Source organism: Clostridium caldaquaticum, assembly GCF_023806125.1.
Lineage (GTDB): Bacteria > Bacillota > Clostridia > Clostridiales > Clostridiaceae > Clostridium_AT > Clostridium_AT caldaquaticum.
This window is the reverse complement of the sequence record NZ_JAMSKT010000003.1, coordinates 114,496-136,154: the sequence shown is the minus strand read 5'-3', so window position 1 is coordinate 136,154 and position 21,659 is coordinate 114,496. Positions and strand designations below refer to the sequence as shown.

Below are 21,659 nucleotides of genomic sequence, written 5' to 3'. Positions count from 1 at the left end.
AATTAAAAAAATACTAAAAAAGGGGTTATAAGTAATATGGATAATAATTTAAAAAAAACAGGAAAGCCAAAACGAGGTGTATCCATTTACAGCTATCAGGGAGAATATGGAGTTACAATGAATTTAGAAGATATGCTTGCTGAAATGCAGGATATGGGAGCAAGAGGTTTAGAAATCTTAGGTAATTCACATGTGGAAGGTTACCCAAACCCTAGTGAAGAATGGCTGGAAAACTGGGATAAACTAATTGAAAAATATGATATTATACCAGTTGAATATGGTCACTGGGTGGATTCACGTCTTTATAAAGGAAGAGAACTAACAACTAAAGAATCCTATGATATGCTGGTACGTGATTTTAAAATAGCTAACAGATTAGGATTTACCATACTTCGAACAAAATTAGGTGTTATTGATGATAATCTGACACCTGTATCAAATTGGAGAGAATTTATAAAAATGGCTCTGCCTTTGGCAGAAGAATATAATGTGCGAATGTGTCCTGAAATTCACGCACCTACGGTTTTAAAATCAAAAATAGTTGATGATTATATAGAATTTATTGAGCAGACAGGTACTAAGTACTTTGGGCTTAATATTGATTTTAGTGTATTTCAGACTGGTTCTCTTTTACCAGGAGAAATAGGGCCTGACGGCTTTGTAATGCCTCCCTGCGATCATAGCCCGGTTGAAGATATTATCCCATTGCTTCCATATGTATACTGTTGTCATGCTAAATTTTTGAAGATGTCAGAAGATTTTAAAGAGATGACTATTCCATATGAAGAGATTGTAAACACTTTAATAAAAAATAATTGGGATGGATATTTGTTAAGCGAGTATGAGGGACCAAAAGCAAGAATTACTGGAGGTGCTTCAGAACAATTGCGCAGACATCATATAATGCTGAAACGATTATTGGGTGAATAAGGAGGGAGAAAAACTATGCTTGAAAAAGAGTGTATTCAATCAAGAGGATTTAGAAACGTGGAGCGTGATGGAAAAGTTGTAGGATTTCAATTTAATATCAGGTCTTTGTATTATAGAGGGTTATGGCTTTCACAGCTTCGTCCGGCTACTGTAAAGGTTGATGGAGAAACTTTCACTGGTGATCAGATTACTTGGACTATAAATGGAGTGACTTACAAGCAGGATGAAATGTATGAATTAGGAGATGTTCATTGGGGACTATTAGAACTGGCAACTCTTACTGTTTTCAAAGAAGGCGGTTTAGAGCAGGGAGTTCATGATATTACGCTTAGCTATGCATACAGTTCTTCCTATATGCCTCCTGTTATGGATGAGCTTATTAGCAGTAAACTGCATAAAAGAACATTAATTTTAGTATAGATAGAAAAGAGGAGAATAATAATGAATAATAAAGAACTTGTTACAGCATTTTATCAAGAGTTTTTTAATGATCACAATATTGAGGCAGCTGAAAAGTATGTAAGAGAAGATTATATACAGCATAATCCAGGAGTAGGACAAGGAAGAAAAGCTTTGATGGAGGCTTTTGCTAATAAATTTATTGAGAACCCTGAATTTTGTTTAAGAATTGAAAAGATGATTTCAGAAGATGATATGATTGCAGTTTATTTAAAAAATATAGACTCAGAGGGTAATACAAAATGCAGAGTAGTGGATATATACAGGATACAAGATGGAAAACTGGCAGAGCATTGGGATGTATTACAGCCTTGTGTTAAATAATTAAGGATATAAAATTTAAAATTAGTGTTATGAAAAGAATAGGTTAAAATTTATATTTTAGATTTTAACCTGCTTTTTTATATTTATTTTGTAATATAAGTTTAAGTTAAATTTCAATATATAATTAAATAATATTTGCAATGCATTACATAAAAGTTTGATATATAATTAAGCTATAGTTGGTTATAAAAGATTATATAAAAAATAAAGGAGTTGATAAGGCTATGAGCATAAAGTTTGGAATAATTGGATTTGGATTTATGGGACATGTTCACGCAAATACTTTAGCAAAATTGGAAGAAGCAGAATTAGTGGCAGTTTGTGATATAGATGATGAAAAATTGTCAGATGCACCAGAAGGGGTAAAAGTATTTAAGAGTATGGATGAGCTGCTTGCAATAAAAGAAATTGATGTAGTTATTTTATCTGTCAGCAATCATGTACACAAAGAAGCTGTTATTAAAGCAGCAAAGGCAGGAAAGCATATTCTTCTGGAAAAGCCTGCAGCATTATCAGTTGAAGAATTTGATGAGATGATGGAAGTAGTTAAAGAAAGCGGTGTTAAATTCTCTGTTCATCAGCAGAGACGCTGGGATAAAGACTTCCGCATTTCAAAAGAAGTTTACGACAATAATATGGTTGGCGATGTATACACAATTCAGACTATGCTTTATGGAATTAACGGAAACATGCACGATTGGCATGTTTATAAAAAATACGGCGGCGGTATGTTGTATGACTGGGGAGTACATTTAATAGACCAGCTGCTTTGGATGGTAGATTCTAAAATAAAAACTATTTTTGCAGATGTGCGTAATGTTATAAATGAAGAAGTAGATGATTACTTTAAAATCATTTTCAGATTCGAAAATGGTATAGTTGGAGAAGTTGAACTTGGTACTTACTTCCTTGCAGACAAAGAAAAATGGTTTGAACGTCACTGGTTTATTGGAGGAAACAAAGGAAGCATGTACCTTGACGGTTTTGATCCAGTTGGAAAGATTGCAAGAACTACAAGACTGCTTACAAATGTACCTGGCAAAACTACTATGACTGCATCAGGTCCTACACGTTCCTTTGGACCGCCACAGCCAGGTGTTTTAGTAACAGAGGATTTACCACAGGTTGATGTTGATCACATCATGTATTTTGAAAACTTCCTGAAGGCATTAAAAGGTGAAGAAGAATTTATTGTAAAGCCAGATCAGGTAAGAAGAGTTCTTGCTGTAATGGAAGCAGCAAGAAAATCAGCAGAAACAGGAAAAAGTGTTGATTTTGAATAAATAAAATTTGATTAGTAAAGCGTATTGCAGTATGTATATTATTTGTAATACGCTTTGTTTATTTTTTGAGATTAAAAGTCATATGCTTTAGATTAATAATTTTATTCAATTTTTTAATCTTTTTAGAATGCATATAGAAAAAAATTCATTTAAAGACAAAATTATTAGCATAAATGGACAATTAATAGAATGCGTTTTCATATATTAAAAAGCTATAATAGCATTAATGAAGTAATAATAAAATTAATAAAAAAGTGAGGTAATAAAAATGGGTAAACTAAAAGTGGGAATAATAGGTTGTGGAGGTATTGCAAATAACAAGCATCTTCCAGCATTGAAGTTCAACAAGGATTTATGCGAAATAGTTGCTTTTTGTGACATAATTGAAGAAAGAGCAGTAAAGGCAGCAAAAGAATATGGTACAGAAGATGCAAAGGTTTATACTGACTATAATGAATTATTAAAAGATGAATCAATTGATGTAGTTCATGTATTAACTCCAAACGTATCACACAGTCCAATAACTGTAGCTGCATTTGAAGCTGGAAAGCATGTAATGTGCGAAAAGCCAATGGCTCACAACACAGAAGCTGCTAAGGCAATGATAGATGCTTGGAAAAAGTCAGGTAAGAAATTCACAATTGGATACCAAAACAGATTCCGTCCAGAAGTACAATCTTTACATGCAGCCTGCGAAAAGGACGAGCTAGGTGATATTTATTTTGCTAAAGCTCATGCAGTTAGAAGAAGAGCAGTTCCAACATGGGGTGTTTTCCCAGATAAATCACTTCAAGGCGGCGGACCATTAATAGATATCGGAACACATGCACTTGATATAACACTTTGGATGATGGATAACTATAAGCCTGTATCAGTAACAGGTTCTGTATTCCAGAAACTCGGAACATTAGAGCATGGTCCTGAAGGAAACATGTTTGGACCATGGGATCCAAAAACTTATGAAGTAGAAGACTCAGCATTTGGATTTATAAAGATGGAAAATGGAGCAACTATTTTCTTAGAGGCTGCTTGGGCATTAAATGTAACAGAATCAAAAGAAGCTTCAACAACTCTTTGCGGAACAAAAGCAGGAGCAGAAATAAAATCAGGTATGAGTTATGCAGAAAACGAATTAATTTACAACAGAGCTCATAATGGGATGTTAACAGAAGAGAAAAATTCAGCAGCAGGACATATTGCTTATTTTGAAGGCGGAGCATCAGAGCCAGGAACTATTGAAGCAAAACAATGGCTTGAAGCTATAATTAATGATGGTGAGCCACTAGTTAAACCGGAGCAGGCATTTGTTGTAACAAAAATATTAGATGCAATATATAAATCAGCTGAATCAGGAAAAGAAATTAAGTTTGAAGACTAAAAACTAAAAAATCCACACATTGTGTGGATTTTTTAATAACAGCATATGAAATAAATTGGTTTAAGGAGAGGATAATGATGAAATTAGGATTTGTAAGTGCAATACTGGCAGATTTAACCTTTGAAGAAGTAATAGAATATGCATCAGAAAATGGATTTTCCTGTGTAGAAATGATGTGCTGGCCAGTTGGTAAGGCTGAAAGAAGATATGCAGGTGTTACTCATATAGATGTTTCAGATATGAATGAAGAAAAAGCTGCATATATTAAAAACTATGCAAAATCTAAAGGGGTTGAAATTTCAGCTTTAGGATACTATCCAAATCCTTTAGATCCAGATTTAGAAAAGAGAGAAGTTTACGTTGAGCATATTAAAAAGATAATTAAGGCTGCAAGTCTCCTTGGTATTAATACTGTAACAACCTTTATAGGCAGAGATAAAAACAAGAATGTAGAAGAAAATCTTCAAATTTTCAAGGAAGTTTGGACTCCAATAGTGAAACTTGCTGAAGAAAACAATGTGAGAATAGCTATAGAAAACTGTCCTATGCTTTTTACAAATGATGAATGGCCAGGCGGATTAAATCTTGCAACAACTCCAAGCATATGGAGAAGAATGTTTGAGCTTATACCAAGTCCAAACCTGGGATTAAACTATGATCCATCACACTTTGTATGGCAGCAGATTGATTATATAAAGCCTGTGTATGAATTTAAAGATAGAATATTCCATGTTCATTTTAAGGATATAAAGGTATACAAGGATAAGCTGGATCAAGTAGGTATAATGGCTACACCGCTTCAATATATTTCACCAAAACTTCCAGGACTTGGAGATGTAGATTGGGGAAAATATGTATCAGCTTTAACTGATATAAGATACACAGGTCCAGCCTGTATTGAAGTTGAAGACAAGGCTTTTGAAGATTCTTTAGAATCAGTTAAAAAATCAATAATAATAAGCAGAAACTATATGAGGCAGTTTCTTGTATAACTAAATCAAGGAGATAATTATGATTAGTATAAGAGAGAAAGTAGATGCATTTTTAAAAAAATACGGTATGCATTATAGCAATATAGATATTAATGAGAGTATTGATACATTCATAGAAGATATGGAAAAAGGACTTAATGGGGAAGAAGATACTACTCTTAAAATGCTTTGTACTTATATAAGTTCAGAAGGAGATATCCCTGTTAATGAACCTGTTATAGTTATGGATGCAGGCGGTACAAATTTCAGAGCAGCTGTTGTTACCTTTGATGATAATAAAAAAGCGATTATAGAAGATTTCAAAGTCTATGATATGCCTGGTACAAAGGGAGAGTTGTCAAAGGAAGAGTTTTTTAACACAATAGTTGAATACCTAAAGCCGATTATACACAAAAGCAGCAAAATAGGTTTCTGTTTCTCCTATCCAACTGAGATACTTCCAAATAAAGATGGTAAACTTATTAGATTTAATAAAGAAGTTAAAGTAAGAGATATGATAGGCGAAGAGATAGGAGCTGCCCTATTAAAAGCACTTAAAGAAAAAGGTTATGTAGATGATAAACATATAGTGCTTCTTAACGATACTGTAGCTACACTTCTTGGCGGAAAGGCAGAGTGCCCTGACAGAAACTTTGAAAGTTATATTGGTTTTATATTAGGTACTGGTACAAATACCTGTTATATTGAAGAAAATACAAATATAAAGAAGTCAAAGAAACTTGCACAATCAGAAGGATCAACAATTATTAATATTGAATCTGGCGGATATGGCAAAGCTGCAAGAGGAAACATTGATGCAATTTTTGATAAGACTACAACAGATCCAGGTAATCAAAAGTTTGAGAAAATGATTTCAGGAGCTTATCAGGGTGGTCTTATATTAGAGGTTATAAGAAAAGCAGTTGATGAAGGATTATTTTCTTCTGCATTTAAAGAAAATATAAAAAATGTTGAAAATCTTTCATCTAAGGAAATAAGCGATTTCTGTTACTATCCTTATTCAAATGATACTTTACTTGGAAAGTGCAGTAATTCTGGAAGTATAGATGAAAGCAATAATGATAAGCAAACATTGTATTATATAATCGATGCAATCATTGAAAGATCTGCAAAGCTAGTAGCTATAAATTTAGCTTCAGTTATTTTGAAAACAGGAAAAGGAAAAAATCCTTGCAGCCCAGTGTGTGTAACAGCTGAAGGTTCAACCTTTTATAAGTCCAAACTTTTTAGAGGAAAGCTTGATTATTATGTAAAGGAATATTTAAATGACAAGATGGGCATTTACTGTGAATTTATCAAGGCTGAAAATGCCACTCTTATTGGAACTGCAATAGCAGGATTGTTAAACTGACAGAATGGAATAAAGTCATGAAAAAAAAGCTTGCTTTCATGACTTTTTCCTTATGTTGAATAAAATTAGATTAAGACTTGATACCAGTTTTATAAATAAATATAAAAAGGAGAAAAAAGATGAAAGTATTAGGAATATCCTTTGGAAGAACAATGAAATGTAGTGAAATTTTAGTGAAAGAAGCCCTTTTTAAAGCAAAAGAAGCAGGAGCTGAAGTTAAATTTATAAGCACTATAAATATGGACATACAACATTGTAAAGGCTGTGGTGCCTGTAGTGCTGGAAGAGATAAAGGCAAGCAGATTAAATGCATAATAAAGGATGATTATGAAATATTAGAACAAGCTGTTCTTGATGCAGATGGAATAATTGTAGCTGCACCAGTATATGCAGTTGCTCCAGTAGGACAGTTGAAGAATTTTATTGACCGTTTTGGACCAGCTCACGATCGTGCAGCTCTTGAAGCGGAACAAAAGAAACGTATTGCAGCTGGAGGTGAGCTGTTGGATGAACGTGCATTAAAAAATAAATATGTTGGTTATATTTCTGTGGGTGGGGCTGTTACACAAAATTGGGTTTCTCTTGGACTTCCAACAATGCATTTATTTGGTTTCTCTTTAATGATGAAACCTGTAGGACATATTGATGCTTATGATATGGGTAGAACAGCTAATCCAGTGCTTGATGAAAATTTAATGAAAAAGGCTGGAGAGTTAGGACGCCGAGTAGCAGAAGCTATAGGAAAGCCATATGAGGAAGTAGAGTGGTTTGGTGAAGAAGGTACATGTCCTGTATGTCACAATAACCTGATAACAGTTAATAAAACTACAACAGTGGAATGTCCGATTTGCGGTATAACTGGCAAACTTTCAATCCAAGGAGAACAATTAAAGATAGAATTCAGTAAAGAACAGCAAAATCGTGCAAGGAGCACAAGGAATGGTCTTCAAGAGCATTATGATGAGATTCAAGGCATGAAAGATGTTGCAATTCCTAAGATAATGGCAGTAAAAGATACATTGCCGGTAATGCTGCAAAAATATAAAGACTTCAGTGAAGACTGGAGTTTATAATAGATATATATTTAAGGAGGAAATGTAAAATGAAAGAACTTCGAAGTGATGTAGTAGTAGTTGCTGCTGGACCAGCAGGATTAGCGGCTGCAATTTCAGCTGCAGAAAATGGAAAATCAGTTATTGTATTTGAAAAGGCATCTGTTGCAGGCGGTGCTGCAAATATGGCAATGGGACCCCTTGGTCTTGGAACAAGTGTGCAGAGAAAGGAATTATCCACTGTTGACAAAAATAAGGCATTTGATATGTTTATGAATTATACACATTGGAGAGTAGACGCAAATCTTGTAAAGAAATATTTTGATAAATCTGCTGATACTATAGATTGGCTTCAGGATATGGGAGTTGAATTTTATAAGGCATCTAAGTACTTTCCAGGTTCAGAGCCTACATGGCATATTGTTAAGCCTGAATCAGGAGAACCAGGACCAAGAGCTGCTGGAACAATGATTAAGCGTATGACTGAACGTGCCTTAGAATTAGGTGTGGAGTTTTATTTTGAAACACCAGGTAAATCTCTTATAAAAGAAGGCAATAAAATAACTGGTGTAATAGCTCAAGGTAAAGATGGTGAAGAGATAAAAGCAAGCTGTAAAGCAGTAGTTATTGCAACAGGAGGCTTTGGTGACAATGCTGAAATGGTAAAAGAGTATACAGGATATGAATATGGAAAAGACTTTTTTGGATTTAGAATTCCTGGACTTGTTGGAGATGGAATTAAAATGGCTTGGGAAGTAGGGGCTGGTAAAACAGATATTAACGCAGAGCTTGCTATAAGCCTTCCAGGAGAGGGTGTTACACCTACAATACATGCTGCATTTACTCAGCCTAATCTTTTAGTAAACCTGCAGGGAGAGCGTTTCTTTAATGAAGAATACTTTGAAAACAGTACTTTTGCAGCAAATGCAGTTAATATTCAAAAGGATCGCTGTGCATTTATGATAATTGACGAAACAATTAAAAGACGTTACATAAAAAAAGGTGTAGACGTTCTAAGTATGGTTATGAACAAAGAATATATAGATGGTTTTGACGAACAAATTGAGGCTGCAATTGCACAAGGAAATCCATATTTATTTATTGCTGATTCAATTGAAGAATTAGCTGAGAAAACAGGAATAAACTGCGAAAATCTATTAAATACAATTGATGAATATAATGACGCTTGCGAAAGCAGAGATGAAGCTTTTGGTAAACGTCCAGAGTATATGAGACCAATTAAAAAAGCAAAATTCTATGCAGCTAAATTTTTCCCTGGTGCTTATGGAACATTAGGTGGAATAAAGATTAATCATAAAACAGAAGTAGTTACACAGGATTTTGAAGTTATTGAAGGTCTTTATGCTGCAGGTACTGATACTTGTACAATATATGGGGACAGTTACATGTTCTTATTACCAGGAAATACAATGGGTTATGCTTTAAACAGCGGGCGTATGGCAGGAGAAAATGCTGCTGATTATATTGACTCATTAGAATAATCTACAGAATTGAAGCCACTCATAAATGGGTGGTTTCATTATAAGTATATGAAAATTTTATTATGGAGGAGAAGGATCATGAATGAAACAATAAATGCTATTATGTCAAGAAGCTCAATTCGCAAATTTAAAAGTACAAAGCTGAATGAGGAACAAATACAAACCTTAATGAAAGCTGCATTAGCAGCACCAAGTGCAGCAAACAGACAGCCATGGCATTTTAATTTTGTAGAAGATACAGATAGTATGCTGGATTTGGAGAATTATTTAGTAGAATTAGCAATGAACTCAGGAGATAAAGTTGCTATAGAAAGACTTCTTTCAAGAAATAAGAAAATACTCTTTGATGCACCGCTTATAGTATTTGTTACATCTAAACTAGATGGACATTTTGATATGCTGGATTGTGGTATAGCTATTGAAAATATAGTTATTGCTGCACAGAGTATGAATCTTTCAAGTGTTATACTTGGAGGTATGAGAGTAGCTTTTACTGGTGAGAAAAAAGCATATTATGAAGAAAAATTTAAATTTCCAAAAGGATATCAGTTTGTTGCGGCAGTTGCAATTGGATATGCAGACATGAATTCTGCTCCCCATGCATTAGACGAAACGAAGGTAACGAGAGTATAGGAAAGGAGTTATTAATATGAATGCAAAATATATGCTCGTTGAAGACGTTTTTAAAAACGTAGTTGACGATAATGGAAAGACTTGTGGTTTTGAAGTTGGATTTAGAATTCCTTATTATAGAGGAATTATGATTTCCTGTATGGAGGACTATAAGATTACAGTTGATGGTGAGGAATTTACAAAAGATAAGATTAAAGTGTGGGTAGGCGGCTGTTCTTTTACGTATGATGAACTTCAAAGTGCTGTGTATAAGCGCTGCGAATTTGGAGAAGTAGGTAAGTTTATAATTGAAAAAGAAGGTGGATTATTATCTGGAGAACATGAGGTAGTATTAGATTTAGAGATGAGAATTTCTTACATGCCTTGGCCAAGTATAAATCGTGATTGTAAGAAATTAACTTTATTAGTTTAGTAAAAAGGAGTAAGTATTATGGTAGATATTAAACGAGGTGTATCACTATATAGTTATCAACATGAATATTTTTTAAGAAAAATGACCTTGGAAGATTGTATAAAAGCAGTTTCAGATTTAGGTGCTGACGGAGTAGAACTTTTAGGAGAGCAAATGCTTCCAAATTTTCCATGTCCAGATGATGAGTTTATAGCAAAGTGGAAATATTGGATGGAAAAATATAATACAAAACCTACCTGTTTTGATGCTTTTATTGACTGGAAAATGTACAGACATCGTATATTAAGTGATGATGAATGTGCTGATATAATGGCTAGAGACATGCGCTTAGCTCATAAACTGGGATTTAAAACCTTCCGTGCTATTGCGGTTACTCCATTAAAAGTTTTTGAAAAATGTCTTCCACTTGCTGAAGCTTTAGACTTGCAGCTAACTGTAGAAATACACTCCCCGCTTAAAATTGATTCTGAGTGGTTTACTGAAAGAGTTGAATTTATTGAAAAACATAATACAAAGTATTTTGGTTTTGTTCCTGATATGAGTATATTTGTTAAGCAAGTTCCTGAATATAAGGCAGAAGCTGCAATTGAAGCTGGTGCTACTGAGAAAATTGTACGTTATATAAATGAAGCTTATAAAAACAGAGCTAAAAAAGAAACAACTTTAGAAGAAATTAATAAAATGGGTGCAAATGATAACGATAGAGCTTGGCTTAATAATGCATTTCATTATTCTTATGCAGATCCAAAGGAGCTTATGAAGGTTATACCTTATACTAACCATATACATGCTAAGTTTTATAAAATGGGAGAAGATTGCTTAGACACTTCAATTGACTATCCTGAAATAATTAACATTTTAGCAAAGAATGGATTTAAAGGATATTTGTCAAGCGAATATGAAGGACAGCAGTATGGTATTTTAGACAGCGTTGAACAGGTAAGACGACAGCATGTACTGTTAAAGAATATATTAAAGGAATATGAATAAATTTATACAATTAGAAAAATAAATATATTATTAAAACGGCAGAGTAAATATTCTGCCGTTTTGTATTTAATTGCCATAATAACAAAAAATGACCATATAATGTTTAGAACTGGCAAGATTGCAAGAATTTTTTTGTTTAAAATAATATCACAGAATAATTGGTTCTTTAAGTTATATTCTTATGCTTGTAAACGATATCTAAATTGGTGGCTGTATAATATTTTATATAGCCAGCTTTTTTAGAAAAGGAAAATTATCAGTCAAATAATGAAAGAGAGAGAGGTGAATCTTGTGTAAATATTTTTATGGTTTTGACCGTTATCTGGATAATTGTAAAAAATAGGGGGAAGGAACAATATGAACAAAAAAATACTAAGTATGATAATTTCATCAGTGATGCTTACATCTTTGCTTGTTGGATGCAGTTCCAGCAGTAATACGACGTCCACTTCAACTAATAATGCTTCAAATAAGAGTTATACATTTGCACATAATTTGTGGGGATCTGGGGCATACCCGCTTGAGATAATAGCTAAGGAAGCAAAAACAGAACTGCAGTATTTCGGATGCAAACTAGATGTTGCAGACAATCAATTTACCATTGACAAAGTAATAACTGATTTGCAAGGGCAAATTGCTAAAGGTGTAAATGGTGTAGAGTTTTTTGGAATAGCTGCTACTCAGTTCACAGCCGTTAATAAATTATGTAATGATGCAAAAATGCCCTTTGTATTATATGATAAGCTGCCAACAACAGATGCAATATTTGCTCCAATTAAAGCAAGTAAATATTTTGTAGGAGCTGTTTCAGCTGAAGAATATGCAGCAGGAGAAGGTATTGCGAAATTAGCTTTAGCAGATGGAGCTAAAAAAGCTATTTTAGTTAGAGCTGCTGTGGGAGATATGTCCCATGATGAAAGACAAAAAGGATTTACAGCTACGTTTAAAGCAGGCGGCGGAGAAGTGCTAGGCGTTGTAAACTGTGCAGATCCATCAGAGGCTGTAACTAAATCTAATGATATAATTACCGCTTATCCAGATGCAGATTCTTTATACGGCATTGGCGGAGATTTTGCGTTAGGAGCTTTAAATGCTATAAAGAGCAGAAATGATAAAAGCTCAAACCTGAAAGTATATGCAACTGATATTACTCCAGATCTTGCACAAGCTTTATTAGACGGAAAAATAAAAGGCTTGAACGGAGGACAATGGGTTTGTGGGGCAATTGCTAATACACTGCTTATTAATTATTTAGATGGACATCCTATTTTGGATCCCGATGGAAAGGCTCCAGTTTTTACAAATCTTAAAATGGCAACATTAACAGCTGATAAGGCTCAAGCATTCATTGATTTGATGAAGGCAGATAAGAGTCCTATTTCTGAGCAGGAATATAAAAATCTTACCTATAGATATAATCCAAACGTAAGCTATCAAACTTATAAGGATTTTATAGGAAACTATGATAAGATTTTCATGGAAAAGTTAAAGTAATCTTAAAATGCTAAAGCCGTTTTTATAAACATTTATTTTGTTGTATTGTGAGGTTGTTCAAAAATATTCTTTAATCATATTTTTGAGCAACTCACTTATATACTGGAGGTATAGTTAGATGGGGACTAATTTTATGAATAAAAAAGTACATAAAGATTATATTAGAATATTGGCTGAAGCTTTTTTCATAATAATAGCGTCATTAATTTTAAACCATATAGCAGGCGGTAAATTCCTTACTTTATTTAACTTGAAATTTATAATTGTTGGTGCGACTATACCAACATTCACAGCATGGGGATTAAGTTTTATTTTTGCAAGCAATATAACTGATTTTTCAATTGGTGCTGTTATTATTTTAGCTGCAACTGTGACTGGAACACTAGGAAATTTGTTTGGCTTAGCAGGGGTACTTGTTGGTGGGATGGCTGTTGGTTTTATTTTGTTATTAATTAATTTTCAAGTGTATAATATAACAAAAATTACATCTTGGATTGCAGGTATGGGTATGGCCATGATTTACGAGTCAATAACCGTTATATATTCTAATTCTAGGTTAAAAAACGGGCTTCAGGTAATACAGTTGGATGATGATAAAAAAATATTCGGGCAGCCACCAGCAATTAATATTATTTTAATAATCGGCCTTATTGCTGCATATGTAGTTTACAACAAGACAACAATTGGGTTAAATGTCAGAGCTTTAGGCAGTAATCAAGAAGTATCAAAAATGATGGGGATTAATGTTTCAAAAACACTATTATTAGGTGGCTTGATAGCAGGTGCTTTCTTTGGTGCTTCTGGTTTTTTAACTGAAAGCTATGCTGGACGTGCTATTGCAGCTACAGGATTAACAAGTATTGCTACTATTTTTCAGCCGTTGGCAGCAGTACTTTTAGCACAGGTTATGGAAAAGTATATTAATCTGATGATAGCTATACCTGTTGCTACTATAATAATAACAGCTATTTTTAATGTACTGACATTACTAGGAGTTCCATCTGGGACATTGCAGCAGACTTTCCTTGGAGTAATTGTAATTATTTTTGGAATACTTGCACAAAGAGGTGAGAAAGGAGTTGTAAAGTGATGGAGGAAAAGGAGATTATATTGCAGATTGAAGGATTAGATAAGCATTTTGGTCCAACCCATGCTAATAAGCACATTGACTTTTCTTTAAAAAAAGGAGAAATCAGAGGTTTGGTTGGCGAAAATGGTTCAGGAAAATCTACATTATTATCTATGATATCAGGCATCAATAAATGTGATTCTGGAAAAATGTACTTAAAAGGTGAGGAATATGCACCTAAATCACCATTAGATGCAAATGACAAAGGTATTGCAATTGTAGTACAGGAACTGGGCTTGGTTAATTCGCTTCCAGCAGGAATTAATGTGTATTTAGGAAAAACAAAACAATTTTCAAGTTTTGGAATTGTTAGCTTAAAAAAGATATATAAAGCATGTAATGAAGTATTAAAAAAGTGGGAGCTTCCAGAGATAAGTTTCCATAAAAAGTCTGGAGAAATGAATGTAGAAAATAGAAAAATGGTAGAATTGGCAAGGGCTCTTTCAACAGACCCTGAAATATTAATTTTAGATGAAGTAACTCAGGCACTTTCTCACGACAATCGATTAAAACTATATGAGCTTATTAAAAAGTTTAAAAAAATGGAACGTTCAATAATATTGATTACACATGATTTAGAGGAGATGCTTGAGATAACTGATTCTATCTCAATTCTTCGTGATGGTGAATTAATTTCAACTGAACAAAGCAGAGAACTGACTATTGATGAATTAAAAACAAAAATGGTTGGAAGACAAATAGAGGGTGAATATTATCGTGCTGATCATGAAGAGTTATATGAGGATGAAATAGTGTTATCAGTTAATGACTTGGAAACTCAGGACGGATTAAAAAATATAAGTTTTGAACTTCATAAAGGTGAAATTCTTGGTTTCTGCGGTTTGAGTGATTCTGGTATTCATACAATCGGAAAGGCTGTTTATGGCTTGACTAAAGTATCAAAGGGTACTGTAAATTTGACTTCTATGAATGTTCGGATTAAGAAATCCTCACAGGCATTAAAATATGGGATAGCTTATGTTCCAAAAGATCGAGACGGAGAAGCTCTTATGATGAATGCTTCTATAAGGGAGAATTTTACTATGCCTTCCACTGATGAAATTAAGAATAGGTTTGGCTATTTAAGTAATGAAAAAATCAGCAAAATGGCAGAAGAAGCAACTAAGCTGTTTAATGTAAAGTGTGTAGGAATATATCAATTAATGTCGGGCTTAAGCGGCGGAAATAAACAAAAAGTAAATCTTGGCAGATGGCTGATTAAAGATATAAAAGTATTAGTTGTAGATTGTCCGACGAGAGGCGTAGATATTGGTGTAAAGGCATACTTATATCAGTGCCTGAAAGATATTAAGAAAAAAGGTATCGGCATTATTCTTATTACAGATGAATTACCTGAAGCAATTGGAATGTGTGATAACATTATTATAATGAAAAGCGGGAAAATTGTTACAAAATTACCACGAAGCTCACATTTCAGTGAAGAATCAATCATTGAGGTGATGGTATAATGAAAAAACGAATTAAATTTAAGGAAAATATTGCATTTGCTGCATTTTTAGTTCTATTTATTGTTTTCACAATAACTTCAAAATTTACATTGATATCCCCCTATAATTTGAAGACAATAATTGATCAAACTATTCAAACAATAATCGGAGGTTTAGGTGTAATATTTATTATAGCAATGGGCAGTACTGATTTATCTATAAGTGGAATAGCTGCAGTATCAGCAACAATAGGCTGTTTATTGGTGGACAGGTTTGGTTTCTGGATCATGATTCCCAGTACAATAATTATTGGTTTGGCTATAGGATTAATGAATGGGATTATTATAAGCAAGTTTAAAGTATCTTCCTTTATGTGTACTTTAGCTATGTTAATTGCACTCAAAGGAATTTTATATTATTTTATTTCTGATTCAATAATCTTCACACCAGTTCAATTAACAAATGTAAATAAACTTTCTTATAAAGTAATTATTTTGGCAGCTTTAATTCTTGTTTTAGGATATATTTTTGAATTTACAAAATTAGGACGATATTGCAGGGCAATGGGTGAGAATGAAACCACTGCAAAATCTATTGGAATTGATACTAATAGAGTTAGAGTAATAGCTTTCGTATTATCTGGTTTTACAGCTAGTTTAGTTGGGATTATTCAGATGGCTAATCTAGGGGGAGCCAGTGCTTCTATGGGGCAATTTATGGAAATGAAAGTTATGATGGCAATTTTTTTGGGAGGAGTATTGGTTACTGGTGGTTTTAGCGCTAAAATTTATAAACTGCTTATTGGTGCATTTACTATGACTATTATTGTTAACGGACTGCAGCTTAGCGGTGTTAAAACGGAATATTCTGAAGCCGTTGAGGGAGTTCTTTTAATGATTGTTTTATTTGCTACTATTTACTTTAATAATAAAAAAATGAGCTCATTAAATCTTTAGATTGAAAGCTATTTAGTAAATTATTCAGTTTAAAGATAGTTAAGAAAGGAGAACCAAAATGGAAATGTCTATTAATGAAAAAGTAGAAAGACTATGGGATATTCATGAAATTAAGAATTTAATGGGTAAATATGCTTTTTATCATAATGCCCACGAGCATATGTACACAGTTAATTTGTTTGCACTGAAAACTGAGGGTGTCAGAATAGAAAATGACAGTCTTGGGATATTTGAAGGTCCCGAAGGGATTAAAAAGTTCTTTTATGACTTTCATACATATATGGATGGGGACAAATTAGGATCTTTTAATCTTCATACATTGACTACTGAAGTTATTGAAGTAGCCCGTGATGGAAAAACAGCCAAAGCTGTATGGATGTCACCAGGAATGGAAACCCGTAAAGATACTGGAGAACTTAGATCTGCCTGGTGTTGGGGAAAGTATGCTGTTGATTTTATAAAAGAAGACGGTGTATGGAAATTCTGGCACTTCATTATCACAACTGAGATTTATTGTGATTACTATAAATCCTGGGTGGATTATAGTTTAGAGACATCCGATAGAAAACTGCCAGCATCAGATAAGCCGTCAAGGTTTGGTACATTAGCGTATTCAACTAAAGGTATAGCGAAGCTTATACCAATTCCTCCAGAGCCATACGAAACTTATGATGGAGATACTTTTTATAAAGAATAAAATTTACTTATGAACAAAAAGTGACTATAGTTTTATTATAAATTGGCAGGAAGAAAGTTATATTTTATATTACAATAAATCTAATGATTTTTAACAGATAAGGTTTATTATAATATTAAGATAATAGGAGAGATATTTTTATGAATTATGGTATTAGTTTTGAAATGGTTGATTTGCATCGGCAAGAACCCAATCGTAACAGGAGAGAGAGCAAATACTTTTGGGATGAACTTTACTGCCTGGTGTCAGCTGCTGGCTTTGACACTATAGAAATCCCATATGAACCTAAATGGGATTTTGGAGGTCGTTCAGGCATTCCTCTAACTATGCGCTCTATTAAGGTAAAATTTGAGACCCCACAAAATTATTTATCAATTCTTAAGAGTTCTGGTATTAATAAAATGATAGGTATACATTTAGATCCTTCCTTGTTTATCAGCAGCAATTTGGACATGTACTTTGGTGCATATTATCATTACGCTGTTGAAGCAATTGATTTTGCTAAAGAAGTTTCTGCTTCCTATGTTACACTGACTATTACGCCATGTATTGGTGATTTAAAAGAAATTTGTCCTGCAGATGTTAAATGGGAAAGTTTTTCTGAGCAGTTTCTAAACAGAACAGCAGAAATGCTAAGGAATGTTGCTAAATATGCAGAAAATAAAAATATCATGCTTTGTATAAAAAATGAGTATTGGTCTTTGCTGCGTGGTCATAAGGTTGTAGACTTCCTGCGTTTTCTTGATAGTAATATAAAGCTTGATTTAGATACTGCAAACCTTGTTATTGCTGGTACAGACCCTTGCTCTATAATTTCTGAAAATATAAATATAATAGGGTGTGTGCATTTTACAGATACTGCTTTTGTTGATGATAAAGCAGTTTATGAGCAAACCATGCCTGAGTTTCCTTCTATTAATGCTACTCATGTATTTCGTGATATTGGACAAGGGAATATTGATTTTCCAGCTATTACTGCTAAACTAAAGGAATTTGGCTATGATGGAAGCATTATATTCAACTGTCGTCATACAAAGGATATATATCGTGCTTTGCTGCGCACTCGCTATTATATTAATAAAGCACTTCCTGAAAGCTATTTAAACGGAGGGAATTAGTATGTGTAAAAATATTAAGCTTTCTCATATGAGTCATTGGAAAACGATTCCTTATAAAAAGATTGTTAATTTTAGAGAATTTTATTATGAAGAAAAGTCTAACATTGCTTATTTTTCTGACTGGGACAGAATATTAAAATATCATTACGCTACAGGATACGAAGGTATTGAATTAGCTCCATGGGATATGAAAGAAATGATGGCGCTTTTTGGAACACCTCAGAATTTTGCACAGTTTGCGAAGGAGCGAGGAGTTTCTGTTAGCGGTATGTTTCATGGTGCAGATAACTCTCATATTCTTTCTAAGTACGATGAAGTGCTTGAAACTGCAAAGAAAATGGTAGATCTTATAGTTGCATTTGGCGGACAGCATATGAATCTCTGTCCTTGTAACAATTATTATGGTACTGGACCTTTGTCTAGAGAGGAGGTTCAACAAGCTGCTAAAGTTATATCTGAAATGGGGCGTTATGCTATTGATAAGGGCGTTAAAATCGGTCTGCATAATGAATTTTTTTGTGCAATTAATAAAGAAAATCATCGCGAGTTTATTGAACTGACTGACCATAATTCGGTTTTTTATTGTCTTGATACAGCTCAAATTGCTATTATTGGTGAAGATATGGTTAAATTCTATGATGATTACCATGATCGTATCTGTACCTTTCATCTGAAGGACACAGCTTCACCAAAACTGCCTGATGAAATACGATATAGTCAGGATATTGAAATTGTTGACGATGGCACTCGATGGTTCTGGGAGCCTGGTGAAGGTGTTTTAGATTTCAAGGGTCTTTGGAAGTTACTGAAAAAATATCAGTTTAAGGGATGGGTGACTGTTGAAACTGATGGTACCCCTGATTTGCTGGCATCAATGGCATTGTCCTCTTATTATATAAATCATGAATTAGGTACTATTTATAGATAAAAGCTGGTATGACTATAAACTTATGAATGTATTAAAAAGGTAAAGCAAATTACTTTTTAAGTAGTTTGCTTTACCTTGAATTTTATTTCAATAAGTCTAATTTCTAAAGGCTCAAGTGTTATTTGTAAATCTAAATATCCAGATTTAATATTTTCTTTGTGAATATACATTCCAGGCTGAGAATGTGATTTTAATATTTCCAATTCTTCATTTGAAGTGAGCGGCTGACCGCCCATTTGCACCCAGGAATCAAAGCTGGAGCCATTATTACGATTTATAAACGTCTCCTTAATGATGCAGCTTTCATAAGTTATGTTTGAAAGCCTGACAGAAAAGATAGAATTGCATAAATTGGAAAAAGAAGTATAACGTTTTATAGAAGTCATGTCAAAGATTTCACCAGTAGCAAATAAGTTAGAGTAATGTGTGTAATTATATAGGAGAATCTGTATAGTATCACCTTCAGAAGATTTGGTTATAAACCATCCTTTTCCTGAATCAATTAATTCATTTTCTAATTTATATAATAGCTTAAATGCATGATAATGGGCTTTTGGTATACCGTTTATAGTGAAAAGTCCAAGTCCTCCATGGAACAACATTTCTGATGGCTGAAGTTCGTTTATGAAATCTGTTAAAGACCAATAACCAAAAGAATTTAAACGATCATAATTTTCCAGAAGGTTTTTAGTGATATAGCAAGCCTTAAAACAAGTATCATTAATTAGATTACGGTGATTTACTGTTAAGTTCCATTCTGTCATATAGACTGGGATATCTTTTAAATGGTAAAGTTCTAATCTGTTAAATAGTGAATCTAGGTATTTTGAAAAAGAATCCTCGTCTGTATTGAGGCGGTTTAATATAATATTGTTTATTGGATTTTTCGTTAATATTTCAAAATTATCATCATAGTAATGAATATTAAGAAAATCAGGAAGACATTTGTTTTTATAACAGTATTCAAAAAAAGAATAATACCAGTTAAATGGATCTTCTGGTAAAAGCAGTAGAGAAGGAGAACCAAAAATAATACGTTTATCTATCTGTTTTACAGCAAAATAAGTAGCTTTGTAAAAATTATAAAAGCTTGTAGTGTCTTTAAATCCGAACATTTCAGGAGGGGTATCCGGTTCATTCCACACACAAAAAGGCCATTTTAATACTTCCTTTAAAGAATATCGGTCAATTAAATGATTGGTTAGTGATGTTACTAAGTAAACCCATTTATTTATATCTTTTGGAGGACTGGTATTATACTGCATAAAAAAAGAGTTTTTTTCTTTGTCAGAAGCTAAAGCTTTTGGCATAAAAGACAGCTGGATAAGTGGCTTAAGTCCAACGCTTAGCAGAAAATCAAGTACTTTATCTATATATGTAAAGCTTAGAATAGGGGTTCCGTCTGAAAGTTCGTCATATATCATCATGTCATCGGATAAAAGTCCGTGGAATTTTATATATTCAAAAGGCATTTCTCTTTGTAGTTGTTTAAGCATATCTTGAACTTCCGAAAATAATAAATCTCTTGTACTGCCAACACAACAAAGTTTGCGGAATTTATGAGCTAAAATTTTTTTGCATTTATTAATATCTATAGTTCCTATATCAATCTGTTTATCCAGTTTTCTTTGCAATAAATTAACATTATGTTCAGGAAACATATTAAGATATTTTGCTAAATTTGTAAGTGAAGAAGAAGTGGTAACTGCCAAATAATTTATTTCATTTTTACCAGAAGCAAAGTAATGATTAGCAGTATTCTTACTTCTGTATTCACTGGGCAGCATACCATAGCTTTCTTTAAACAAGCTAACAAAGGCTCTGGAATCAGGAAAACCGTTATTGATTGCAATAGCAGAAATAGGCTCGTCACTGGATAACATTTCATTCACTGCATGTTCTAAACGAATTTTATTGTAGTAGGAAGTAAAATTTACGCCCATATATTTCTTAAAGAAACGAGATAAATATGACACAGAAAAATGCTCATTTTTAGCAATATCATTAAGTGTAATACCTTCTCTGTAGTGATTGTTAATATAGTCAAGAATATTTGAAAGCTGATTGAAATTTTTTTTATCTTCAGTAAATTTATCTGGTTTTTTAGCTTGAAAATTCGTTACAAGTTCGTTTAGCAGCAGACAGGTTATTGCAATAGTTAAGAAAGAATTTTCACCGCTTTCATTTACTTTAATTAATTTTGCTAAAAGATAACGGATATAATCGTAATTATTTTTATCTGTATCATCTATAGAGCAGCAGGAAAAAAATAAATTTTTATAATCATTAAAAAATTCTGATTTTGAAAGGTTAATCTGTAATGTAATTAATTCACATTCATCAGAATATAACTCATGAAGAGACTGACTATTTATTAATAACAAATCTTCATTATTTAAACTATAGTATTTATCATCGACGAGAATATGAACAGTACCAGATAGAATAAATAAAATTTCAAGACTATTATGCCAGTGTTTTGGCACGTTTCCAAGTTTATTTATAAAAATCTTAACAGGAATTTTATCCGAAAAGTTAATAATTTCATGTCTTTCTTCCATAAGTAATTACCCCTTTAATAAT

Annotated in this window: 20 protein-coding genes; 19 read left to right on the top strand and 1 reads right to left on the bottom strand. The window is 33.0% G+C overall.

Annotated features, from left to right (window positions below):
- The first annotated feature begins 36 nt into the window (after positions 1-36).
- The 19 genes from M2651_RS02920 (at position 37) to M2651_RS02830 (ending at position 19,076) form a co-directional block, all read left to right on the top strand.
- Positions 37-930 carry a sugar phosphate isomerase/epimerase family protein gene (locus tag M2651_RS02920; protein WP_252130837.1) on the top strand — a complete coding sequence of 298 codons (894 nt, stop codon included), beginning with the start codon at positions 37-39 and terminating at the stop codon, positions 928-930.
- Positions 931-945: 15 nt separating this feature from the next.
- Positions 946-1,350 (top strand): C-glycoside deglycosidase beta subunit domain-containing protein, encoded by a 405-nt coding sequence (locus M2651_RS02915; RefSeq protein WP_252130836.1) that lies wholly within the window; start codon positions 946-948, stop codon positions 1,348-1,350.
- Positions 1,351-1,371: 21 nt separating this feature from the next.
- A complete protein-coding gene (locus M2651_RS02910; protein WP_252130835.1) occupies positions 1,372-1,713 on the top strand; it encodes a nuclear transport factor 2 family protein in 342 nt (113 codons plus the stop codon).
- A 224-nt stretch (positions 1,714-1,937) separates the two neighbouring features.
- Positions 1,938-2,996, top strand: a complete 1,059-nt coding sequence (locus tag M2651_RS02905; RefSeq protein WP_252130834.1) for a Gfo/Idh/MocA family protein — start codon at positions 1,938-1,940, stop codon at positions 2,994-2,996.
- Positions 2,997-3,264: 268 nt separating this feature from the next.
- Positions 3,265-4,374 carry a Gfo/Idh/MocA family protein gene (locus M2651_RS02900; RefSeq protein WP_252130833.1) on the top strand — a complete coding sequence of 370 codons (1,110 nt, stop codon included), beginning with the start codon at positions 3,265-3,267 and terminating at the stop codon, positions 4,372-4,374.
- Between the two features lie 77 nt (positions 4,375-4,451).
- Positions 4,452-5,366, top strand: a complete 915-nt coding sequence (locus M2651_RS02895) for a sugar phosphate isomerase/epimerase family protein (protein WP_252130902.1) — start codon at positions 4,452-4,454, stop codon at positions 5,364-5,366.
- A gap of 19 nt (positions 5,367-5,385) precedes the next feature.
- Entirely contained in the window at positions 5,386-6,717 is a 1,332-nt protein-coding gene (locus M2651_RS02890) for a hexokinase family protein (RefSeq protein ID WP_252130832.1), read from the top strand.
- A gap of 119 nt (positions 6,718-6,836) precedes the next feature.
- Positions 6,837-7,790: a flavodoxin family protein gene (locus tag M2651_RS02885; protein ID WP_252130831.1), complete on the top strand. Its 954-nt coding sequence runs from the start codon at positions 6,837-6,839 to the stop codon at positions 7,788-7,790.
- 29 nt (positions 7,791-7,819) lie between these two features.
- Positions 7,820-9,271, top strand: a complete 1,452-nt coding sequence (locus M2651_RS02880; RefSeq protein WP_252130830.1) for an FAD-dependent oxidoreductase — start codon at positions 7,820-7,822, stop codon at positions 9,269-9,271.
- A 78-nt stretch (positions 9,272-9,349) separates the two neighbouring features.
- Positions 9,350-9,904: a nitroreductase family protein gene (locus M2651_RS02875; RefSeq protein ID WP_252130829.1), complete on the top strand. Its 555-nt coding sequence runs from the start codon at positions 9,350-9,352 to the stop codon at positions 9,902-9,904.
- A 16-nt stretch (positions 9,905-9,920) separates the two neighbouring features.
- Positions 9,921-10,316, top strand: coding sequence for a C-glycoside deglycosidase beta subunit domain-containing protein (locus M2651_RS02870; RefSeq protein WP_252130828.1), 396 nt, complete (start codon positions 9,921-9,923; stop codon positions 10,314-10,316).
- Positions 10,317-10,334: 18 nt separating this feature from the next.
- Positions 10,335-11,306, top strand: coding sequence for a sugar phosphate isomerase/epimerase family protein (locus M2651_RS02865; RefSeq protein WP_252130827.1), 972 nt, complete (start codon positions 10,335-10,337; stop codon positions 11,304-11,306).
- A gap of 357 nt (positions 11,307-11,663) precedes the next feature.
- The gene (locus tag M2651_RS02860) at positions 11,664-12,800 is read left to right on the top strand and encodes a sugar ABC transporter substrate-binding protein (protein WP_252130826.1); all 1,137 of its coding nucleotides are present in this window, start codon (positions 11,664-11,666) and stop codon (positions 12,798-12,800) included.
- 118 nt (positions 12,801-12,918) lie between these two features.
- The gene (locus M2651_RS02855) at positions 12,919-13,890 is read left to right on the top strand and encodes an ABC transporter permease (RefSeq protein ID WP_252130825.1); all 972 of its coding nucleotides are present in this window, start codon (positions 12,919-12,921) and stop codon (positions 13,888-13,890) included.
- Positions 13,890-15,398, top strand: a complete 1,509-nt coding sequence (locus M2651_RS02850; protein ID WP_252130901.1) for a sugar ABC transporter ATP-binding protein — start codon at positions 13,890-13,892, stop codon at positions 15,396-15,398. Before M2651_RS02855 ends, M2651_RS02850 begins: the two co-directional genes overlap by 1 nt.
- Positions 15,398-16,333: an ABC transporter permease gene (locus tag M2651_RS02845; protein WP_252130824.1), complete on the top strand. Its 936-nt coding sequence runs from the start codon at positions 15,398-15,400 to the stop codon at positions 16,331-16,333. The genes M2651_RS02850 and M2651_RS02845 overlap by 1 nt, the downstream gene beginning before the upstream one ends.
- Positions 16,334-16,391: 58 nt before the next feature.
- A complete protein-coding gene (locus M2651_RS02840) occupies positions 16,392-17,030 on the top strand; it encodes a nuclear transport factor 2 family protein (RefSeq protein ID WP_252130823.1) in 639 nt (212 codons plus the stop codon).
- A gap of 140 nt (positions 17,031-17,170) precedes the next feature.
- On the top strand, positions 17,171-18,148 hold the full coding sequence (locus M2651_RS02835; RefSeq protein ID WP_252130822.1) for a sugar phosphate isomerase/epimerase family protein: 978 nt from the start codon (positions 17,171-17,173) through the stop codon (positions 18,146-18,148).
- Position 18,149: 1 nt separating this feature from the next.
- Complete coding sequence (locus tag M2651_RS02830) at positions 18,150-19,076, top strand: sugar phosphate isomerase/epimerase family protein (protein ID WP_252130821.1); 927 nt, start codon at positions 18,150-18,152, stop codon at positions 19,074-19,076.
- A gap of 56 nt (positions 19,077-19,132) precedes the next feature.
- Here the strand turns inward: M2651_RS02830 and M2651_RS02825 are convergent, their stop codons facing one another.
- The gene (locus tag M2651_RS02825; protein WP_252130820.1) at positions 19,133-21,637 is read right to left on the bottom strand and encodes a GH39 family glycosyl hydrolase; all 2,505 of its coding nucleotides are present in this window, start codon (positions 21,635-21,637) and stop codon (positions 19,133-19,135) included.
- Between the last annotated feature and the right edge of the window lie 22 nt (positions 21,638-21,659).

What these genes read in the sequence shown, in the direction of transcription:
- M2651_RS02890 (WP_252130832.1), top strand. Translation starts at nt 5,386, where the DNA reads ATGATTAGTATAAGAGAGAAAGTAGATGCATTTTTAAAAAAATACGGT.
- M2651_RS02875 (WP_252130829.1), top strand. Translation starts at nt 9,350, where the DNA reads ATGAATGAAACAATAAATGCTATTATGTCAAGAAGCTCAATTCGCAAA.
- M2651_RS02870 (WP_252130828.1), top strand. Translation starts at nt 9,921, where the DNA reads ATGAATGCAAAATATATGCTCGTTGAAGACGTTTTTAAAAACGTAGTT.
- M2651_RS02910 (WP_252130835.1), top strand. Translation starts at nt 1,372, where the DNA reads ATGAATAATAAAGAACTTGTTACAGCATTTTATCAAGAGTTTTTTAAT.
- M2651_RS02825 (WP_252130820.1), bottom strand. Translation starts at nt 21,637, where the DNA reads ATGGAAGAAAGACATGAAATTATTAACTTTTCGGATAAAATTCCTGTT.
- M2651_RS02855 (WP_252130825.1), top strand. Translation starts at nt 12,919, where the DNA reads ATGGGGACTAATTTTATGAATAAAAAAGTACATAAAGATTATATTAGA.
- M2651_RS02920 (WP_252130837.1), top strand. Translation starts at nt 37, where the DNA reads ATGGATAATAATTTAAAAAAAACAGGAAAGCCAAAACGAGGTGTATCC.
- M2651_RS02840 (WP_252130823.1), top strand. Translation starts at nt 16,392, where the DNA reads ATGGAAATGTCTATTAATGAAAAAGTAGAAAGACTATGGGATATTCAT.
- M2651_RS02835 (WP_252130822.1), top strand. Translation starts at nt 17,171, where the DNA reads ATGAATTATGGTATTAGTTTTGAAATGGTTGATTTGCATCGGCAAGAA.
- M2651_RS02850 (WP_252130901.1), top strand. Translation starts at nt 13,890, where the DNA reads ATGGAGGAAAAGGAGATTATATTGCAGATTGAAGGATTAGATAAGCAT.
- M2651_RS02880 (WP_252130830.1), top strand. Translation starts at nt 7,820, where the DNA reads ATGAAAGAACTTCGAAGTGATGTAGTAGTAGTTGCTGCTGGACCAGCA.
- M2651_RS02900 (WP_252130833.1), top strand. Translation starts at nt 3,265, where the DNA reads ATGGGTAAACTAAAAGTGGGAATAATAGGTTGTGGAGGTATTGCAAAT.
- M2651_RS02905 (WP_252130834.1), top strand. Translation starts at nt 1,938, where the DNA reads ATGAGCATAAAGTTTGGAATAATTGGATTTGGATTTATGGGACATGTT.
- M2651_RS02895 (WP_252130902.1), top strand. Translation starts at nt 4,452, where the DNA reads ATGAAATTAGGATTTGTAAGTGCAATACTGGCAGATTTAACCTTTGAA.
- M2651_RS02830 (WP_252130821.1), top strand. Translation starts at nt 18,150, where the DNA reads ATGTGTAAAAATATTAAGCTTTCTCATATGAGTCATTGGAAAACGATT.
- M2651_RS02845 (WP_252130824.1), top strand. Translation starts at nt 15,398, where the DNA reads ATGAAAAAACGAATTAAATTTAAGGAAAATATTGCATTTGCTGCATTT.
- M2651_RS02915 (WP_252130836.1), top strand. Translation starts at nt 946, where the DNA reads ATGCTTGAAAAAGAGTGTATTCAATCAAGAGGATTTAGAAACGTGGAG.
- M2651_RS02865 (WP_252130827.1), top strand. Translation starts at nt 10,335, where the DNA reads ATGGTAGATATTAAACGAGGTGTATCACTATATAGTTATCAACATGAA.
- M2651_RS02885 (WP_252130831.1), top strand. Translation starts at nt 6,837, where the DNA reads ATGAAAGTATTAGGAATATCCTTTGGAAGAACAATGAAATGTAGTGAA.
- M2651_RS02860 (WP_252130826.1), top strand. Translation starts at nt 11,664, where the DNA reads ATGAACAAAAAAATACTAAGTATGATAATTTCATCAGTGATGCTTACA.